Origin of the sequence: Turicibacter sp. T129 (assembly GCF_025594975.1) — a bacterium.
GTDB lineage: Bacteria > Bacillota_I > Bacilli_A > MOL361 > Turicibacteraceae > Turicibacter > Turicibacter bilis.
In genome coordinates, this window is record NZ_JAMQUU010000131.1 from 1 (window position 1) to 410 (window position 410).

A 410-nucleotide genomic window follows, 5' to 3' on the forward strand; every position below is an offset into this window, starting at 1 on the left:
CTGGACCGCCATTTTAAAAAGTCCTGCTAGCTCAGTTGGTAGAGCATCTGACTTTTAATCAGAGGGTCAGAGGTTCGAGTCCTCTGCAGGACACCATTTTAAAAAATAGGCGCGTGCCTTGAAATAAATGAAATGCCTGGGTGGCGGAACTGGTAGACGCACAGGACTTAAAATCCTGCGGGTGGTGACACCCGTGCCGGTTCGATTCCGGCCCTAGGCACCAACTAAATAGCGCCCATAGCTCAATTGGATAGAGCGTTTGACTACGGATCAAAAGGTTAGGGGTTCGACTCCTCTTGGGCGCGCCATTAAACATTTAATGGCCCGTTGGTGAAGCGGTTTAACACACATGCCTTTCACGCATGCATACACGGGTTCGAATCCCGTACGGGTCACCATTATATAAGCCG

The 410-nt window shown here is 50.0% G+C and carries 4 tRNA genes; all 4 read left to right on the forward strand.

Annotated elements, in window-relative coordinates:
- The first annotated feature begins 20 nt into the window (after nucleotides 1–20).
- The 4 genes from NEH75_RS13500 to NEH75_RS13515 all read left to right on the forward strand — a co-directional run bounded on the left by NEH75_RS13500 (nucleotide 21) and on the right by NEH75_RS13515 (nucleotide 398).
- Nucleotides 21–96: transfer RNA gene (locus NEH75_RS13500), tRNA-Lys, on the forward strand.
- Nucleotides 97–134: 38 nt separating this feature from the next.
- Nucleotides 135–223, forward strand: a tRNA-Leu gene (locus tag NEH75_RS13505).
- 8 nt (nucleotides 224–231) lie between these two features.
- Nucleotides 232–308: transfer RNA gene (locus tag NEH75_RS13510), tRNA-Arg, on the forward strand.
- Between the two features lie 13 nt (nucleotides 309–321).
- Nucleotides 322–398: transfer RNA gene (locus NEH75_RS13515), tRNA-Glu, on the forward strand.
- The last annotated feature ends 12 nt before the right edge of the window (nucleotides 399–410 follow it).